Annotated in this window: 5 protein-coding genes and 1 pseudogene; all 6 read left to right on the top strand. The window is 68.5% G+C overall.

Features of this window, described 5'->3' with window-relative positions:
• The coding region (gene infB, locus ON22_RS17255; protein ID WP_081595636.1) for a translation initiation factor IF-2 at window positions 1-1991 on the top strand (1991 nt) is incomplete at its 5' end.
• Between the two features lie 123 nt (window positions 1992-2114).
• Window positions 2115-2405 (top strand): DUF503 domain-containing protein, encoded by a 291-nt coding sequence (locus ON22_RS17250; protein WP_033241431.1) that lies wholly within the window; start codon window positions 2115-2117, stop codon window positions 2403-2405.
• 16 nt (window positions 2406-2421) lie between these two features.
• Window positions 2422-2862, top strand: a complete 441-nt coding sequence (gene rbfA / locus ON22_RS17245) for a 30S ribosome-binding factor RbfA (RefSeq protein WP_033241432.1) — start codon at window positions 2422-2424, stop codon at window positions 2860-2862.
• A gap of 6 nt (window positions 2863-2868) precedes the next feature.
• Window positions 2869-3876 carry a DHH family phosphoesterase gene (locus ON22_RS17240; RefSeq protein ID WP_033241433.1) on the top strand — a complete coding sequence of 336 codons (1008 nt, stop codon included), beginning with the start codon at window positions 2869-2871 and terminating at the stop codon, window positions 3874-3876.
• A 126-nt stretch (window positions 3877-4002) separates the two neighbouring features.
• Window positions 4003-5349, top strand: coding sequence for an MATE family efflux transporter (locus tag ON22_RS17235; RefSeq protein WP_033241434.1), 1347 nt, complete (start codon window positions 4003-4005; stop codon window positions 5347-5349).
• A gap of 110 nt (window positions 5350-5459) precedes the next feature.
• Window positions 5460-5579 (top strand): annotated as a pseudogene (locus tag ON22_RS38010) (metallophosphoesterase); the annotation flags it as partial.

The following is a 5579-nucleotide window of genomic DNA, read 5'->3' as shown; positions in this document are numbered from 1 at the left end:
CACCCGCCGGTGGTGGCGGCTTCCGCGGTCGTCCCGGTGGTGGCCGTCCGGGTGGCCCCGGTGGTCGCGGTGGCGCGGCCGGTGCCTTCGGCCGTCCCGGTGGTGCGCCCCGGCGTGGTCGTAAGTCGAAGCGGCAGAAGCGCCAGGAATACGATTCGATGCAGGCTCCGTCGGTCGGCGGTGTGCGGCTGCCACGCGGTAACGGTGAGGTCATCCGCCTCGCCCGCGGCGCATCGCTGTCCGATTTCGCGGAGAAGATCGACGCCAACCCGGCCGCCTTGGTGCAGGCGCTGTTCAACCTCGGCGAAATGGTCACCGCGACCCAGTCGGTGAACGACGAGACACTGGAACTGCTCGGCGGCGAGATGAACTACGTCGTGCACGTGGTCAGCCCCGAGGACGAGGACCGCGAACTGCTGGAATCCTTCGACCTCACCTACGGCGAGGACGAAGGCGGCGAGGAAGACCTCGAACAGCGGCCGCCGGTGGTCACCGTTATGGGCCACGTCGACCACGGTAAGACCCGGCTGCTGGACACGATCCGTAAGGCCAACGTCCGTGAGGGCGAGGCCGGCGGTATCACCCAGCACATCGGCGCCTACCAGGTGATGACCCATCTCGGCGAGGAAGACCGGCCGATCACCTTCATCGACACCCCGGGTCACGAGGCGTTCACCGCCATGCGTGCCCGCGGTGCGAAGGCCACCGATATCGCGATCCTGGTGGTCGCCGCCGACGACGGTGTGATGCCGCAGACGGTGGAGGCGATCAACCACGCGCAGGCGGCCGATGTGCCGATCGTGGTGGCGGTCAACAAGATCGACAAGGAAGGCGCGAACCCGGAGAAGATCCGGCAGCAGCTGACCGAGTACAACCTGGTGGCCGAGGAGTACGGCGGCGAAACCATGTTCGTCGACATCTCCGCCCGGGAGAACATCAATATCGACGCGTTGCTCGAAGCAGTGCTGCTCACCGCGGACGCTGCCCTGGACCTGCGGGCCAATCCGGAGCAGGACGCCCAGGGTGTGGCCATCGAAGCGCATCTGGACCGCGGTCGCGGCCCGGTCGCCACGGTGCTCATCCAGCGCGGCACGCTGCGGGTCGGCGATTCGATCGTGGCGGGCGACGCCTACGGCCGCGTCCGGCGCATGGTCGACGAACACGGGGCCGATGTCGATGCGGCGCTGCCGTCGCGACCGGTCCAGGTCGTCGGCTTCACCTCGGTACCGGGCGCGGGCGACAACCTGCTCGTGGTCGACGAGGACCGGATCGCCCGGCAGATCGCCGACCGGCGCAATGCGCGTAAGCGCAACGCACTGGCCGCGCGTAGCCGTAAGCGGATCAGCCTCGAGGATCTGGATGCCGCGCTGAAGGAAACCAGCGAGCTGAACCTGATCCTCAAGGGCGACAACTCCGGTACCGTCGAGGCGCTGGAAGAGGCCCTGCTCGGGATCGAGATCGACGACGAGGTGCGCTTGCGGGTCATCGACCGCGGTGTCGGTGGTGTCACCGAAACCAACGTCAACCTGGCGTCGGCATCGAACGCGATCATCATCGGGTTCAACGTGCGGGCCGAGGGCAAGGCCACCGAACTGGCCAACCGCGAAGGCGTGGACATCCGGTACTACTCGGTGATCTACCAGGCCATCGACGAGATCGAGAGCGCGCTCAAGGGCATGCTCAAGCCGGTCTACGAAGAGGTCGAACTGGGCCGCGCCGAGATCCGGGCGATCTTCCGGTCGTCCAAGATCGGTCTCATCGCCGGCTGCATGGTCACCTCGGGTGTCGTCAAGCGAAATGCCAAGGCTCGTCTGCTCCGCGACAACATGGTGGTCGCCGAATCCACGACGATCAGCTCGTTGCGCCGCGAGAAGGACGACGCCATGGAGGTCCGCGAAGGCTTCGAATGCGGTATGACGCTGACGTACTCCGATATCAAGGAGGGCGACGTCATCGAGGCCTACGAGTTGCGCGAGAAGCCGCGCGACTGATTGCGATACGGGCCCGGACTCCGCTGTCCGGGCCCGGTCATCGACAACGGCACGACAGGCCCCGGGATTCGCCGCGCAGCGGCGGGCCCCGGTGCCGCGTCGTCGCTATAACTGGGAGGTTGCGTGTACCTCGGTGCACTCGAATTCGACATCCTGCTGGGTGATGTGCACTCTCTGAAAGAGAAGCGTTCGGTGGTGCGGCCGATCCTGGCCGAGCTCCAGCGTTTCGGGGTCAGTACCGCCGAGGCCGGGGAACACGACCGCTATCGGCGCACATTGCTCGCCGTGGCGATGGTGGCGGCCGATATGGATCATCTGACGGCCGTGCTCGACAAATGCGAACGCCATGTCGCGGCCCGTCCGGAGTTACAGTTGCTGGCAGTACGCCGCCGCGTCTTCGGACCCGAGGACTGAAGGGAAAGGAGCGGCCATGGTGGATCAAGCCAGGGCACGCCGGCTCGCCAAACGGATCTCCGCGATCGTGGCCACCGCGATCGAATACGAGATCAAGGATCCGCGGCTGCGTTTCATCACCGTCACCGACGCCAAGGTCACCGGCGATCTCCGCGAAGCGACCATCTACTACACCGTCATGGGTGAAACCGTCGAGGCCGAACCCGACTACACTGCGGCCGCCGCCGGGCTGGAGAAGGCCAAGGGTGTGCTGCGGTCGAAAGTGGGCGCAGGCACCGGGGTGAAATTCACCCCCACCTTGGCCTTCGTTCTCGACACCGTGCCGGACGCGGCCCGGCAGATGGAGGATCTGCTGGCCCGGGCGCGGGCGGCCGACGACGAGGTCGCCCGGGTGGCGGCCGAGGCGAAACCCGCCGGCGACGCCGACCCGTACAAAACACCCCGCGACGACGACTGAGCCGCTATGACCACAACCGGTGCCGCCGTGGATTACGCGGCGGCCGTACAGGTGCTCGATACCGCGCGTTCGGTCACCGTCCTCTGTCATATCCAGCCCGATGCCGACACCCTCGGTAGCGGGCTGGCCCTTGCCCAGGTCCTGGACCGGCGGGGGGTACCGGTGCGTGTGTCGTTCGCCGAACCCACCGAACTGCCGTACGCGCTGCGCACGCTGCCGGGATCGCGGTTCCTGATCCCGCCCGCCGAGGTGCCGCCCGAGGTGGACGTGCTGGTGACCGTCGACTGCGGTAGTGCGGGCCGGTTGGGTGCGTTGGCCGATCGGCTGGCGGGCGCCGGGACCACGCTGGTGATCGACCACCACCGGTCGAACACCCGGTACGGTGCGGTCAACCTGATCGACCCGGACGCCGTGTCCACGGCGAGTGTGCTCACCGCGCTGCTGGATCGGTGGCAGGAGCCGATCGACGCCGATATCGCTCACTGCCTGTTCGCGGGGCTGGCCACCGACAGCGGTTCGTTCCGCTGGGTGACGCCGGGCACGCACGCCTTGGCCGAACGGTTGCTGGCCACCGGGATAGACGGTGGCGCCATCACTCGAACTCTGATGGACACCCATCCGTTCGCCTGGTTGCAGATGCTGTCCACGGTGCTCGCCTCGGCCCGGCTCGAACCCGAGGCCCACGGCGGGACCGGTCTGGTCGCCGCGTTCGTGCGGGCCACCGATCTCGACGGGGTCCGTCAGGAAGAGGCCGAAAGCGTCGTCGATATCGTGCGAGCGACGGCCGAGGCCGGTATTGCCGCGGTGTTCAAGGAAGCCCGGCCCGTCGACGAGCGGCGGCGCTGGACGGTATCGCTGCGCTCCAAGGACAGCGGTCCCGGAACCGACGACGGCGCCGATGTCGCGGCCATCGCCACGAGGCTCGGCGGCGGCGGGCACCGCTACGCGGCCGGATACACGACCTACGGCGAGCCGGAGGAGATCCTCGGCCGGCTGCGCACCGCCCTGGCCTGAGGCTTACGGCCGGAGCGGGCGGCGGGGTACGCGTGTCGGAGAGTTCCGCTAGCGTGCACGGCGGTTGGCCGTACGACTCGTCTCGCTGGTCTGCTGCGGGATAGGTGAGCATGGACAGGGAGTGATATGCAGGCGGAGGTGACGGCTTCGTCCGCGGAGGTATCCGCCGGGCCCCGGCGCATACTGGGGCTGGCACTGCCGACACTCGGCGTTCTGGTGGCCGAACCGATCTATCTGCTGTTCGATCTCGCGGTGGTGGGCCGGCTCGGCGCGTTGGCGCTGGCCGGGCTCGCGGTCGGCGGCCTGGTTCTCACTCAGGTGAGTTCCCAGCTGACCTTCCTCGCCTACGGTACGACCGCGCGTTCGGCGCGCCGGCACGGTGCGGGGGACGAACCCGGTGCGGTCGCGGAGGGCGTGCAGGCCAGCTGGCTGGCGGGCGGGATCGGAGTGCTGATCCTGCTGGTGGTCCAGGTCGCGGCCGTCCCCGTCGCGGAGGTGATCGCCGGTGATGCCGAGATCGCGGGGGAGGCGCTGGCCTGGATGCGGATCGCGCTGTTCGGGGTGCCGTTGATCCTGCTGTCCATGGCCGGGAACGGGTGGATGCGCGGCGTGCAGCAGACTCGCCGGCCGCTCACCTACGTGGTGGCGGGGCTGGCGCTGTCGGCGGTGCTCTGCCCGCTGCTGGTGCACGGACTGGCCGGGCTGCCGCGGCTGGGCCTGCCCGGCTCGGCGGTGGCCAATGTGATCGGTCAGCTGGTGACGGCGGTACTTTTCGTGGGCGCTCTGGTCCGGGCCGGAGTACCGCTCGCGCCGCGGTTGCCGGTGATGAAGGCCCAGCTCGTCATGGGACGCGATCTCATCGCGCGCAGCCTGGCGTTCCAGGCGTGCTTCGTTTCCGCCGCGGCGGTGGCGTCGCGGTTCGGCGCGCCCTCCGTGGCGGCGCATCAACTGGTGCTGCAGCTGTGGAATTTCCTCGCACTCACCCTCGATTCACTGGCCATCGCCGCGCAGACACTGGTCGGTTCGGCACTGGGCGCGCGAAATGCGGCGGGTGCGCGGTCGGTGGCCCGCCGGGTCACCGCGTGGTCGGCGGTGTTCGCGCTGGGGCTGGCCGCGGTGTTCGCCGTGAGCGCCGCCTGGATACCGCCGCTGTTCACGACCGATGCCGCGGTCCTGGACCGCACCGGCGTGGTGTGGTGGTTCTTCGTGGTGATGATCCCGGTGGCCGGTGTGGTGTTCGCACTGGACGGGGTGCTGCTCGGCGCGGGCGATGCGGCCTACCTGCGGACCACCACCCTGGGCGCGGCCCTGCTCGGTTTCCTGCCGGCGATCTGGCTGTCGCTGGCGTTCGACTGGGGGATCGGCGGAATCTGGTGCGGGTTGATCGCGTTCATGTTGTTACGGCTGGCCGCGGTGAGTACGCGGTGGCTGTCGGGCCGGTGGGTCCGGGTCGGGGCCGAGATTCCGGCATGAGCAAAGCGGGCACGGAGCGTCACCACGCACGGCTTTCGCTCATGCCCGTGGACACGGCGTGATTTCGGCCGGCCGCCGGAACCGGCCGGTTCTGTGCGAAGGTAGGTGTGGTGATACCCAAGTTGATGGCGGTGAGCGATATCCATGTCGGTCACCAAGGCAACAAACCGGTCGTCGAGGACATCCGGCCCGATTCGCCCGAGGATTGGCTGATCGTCGCCGGTGATGTC

Origin of the sequence: Nocardia carnea NBRC 14403, from assembly GCF_000308515.1 — a bacterium.
GTDB lineage: Bacteria > Actinomycetota > Actinomycetes > Mycobacteriales > Mycobacteriaceae > Nocardia > Nocardia carnea.
Note: the sequence above shows the minus strand (reverse complement) of the source record. Positions and strands in the feature narration are given on the sequence as shown.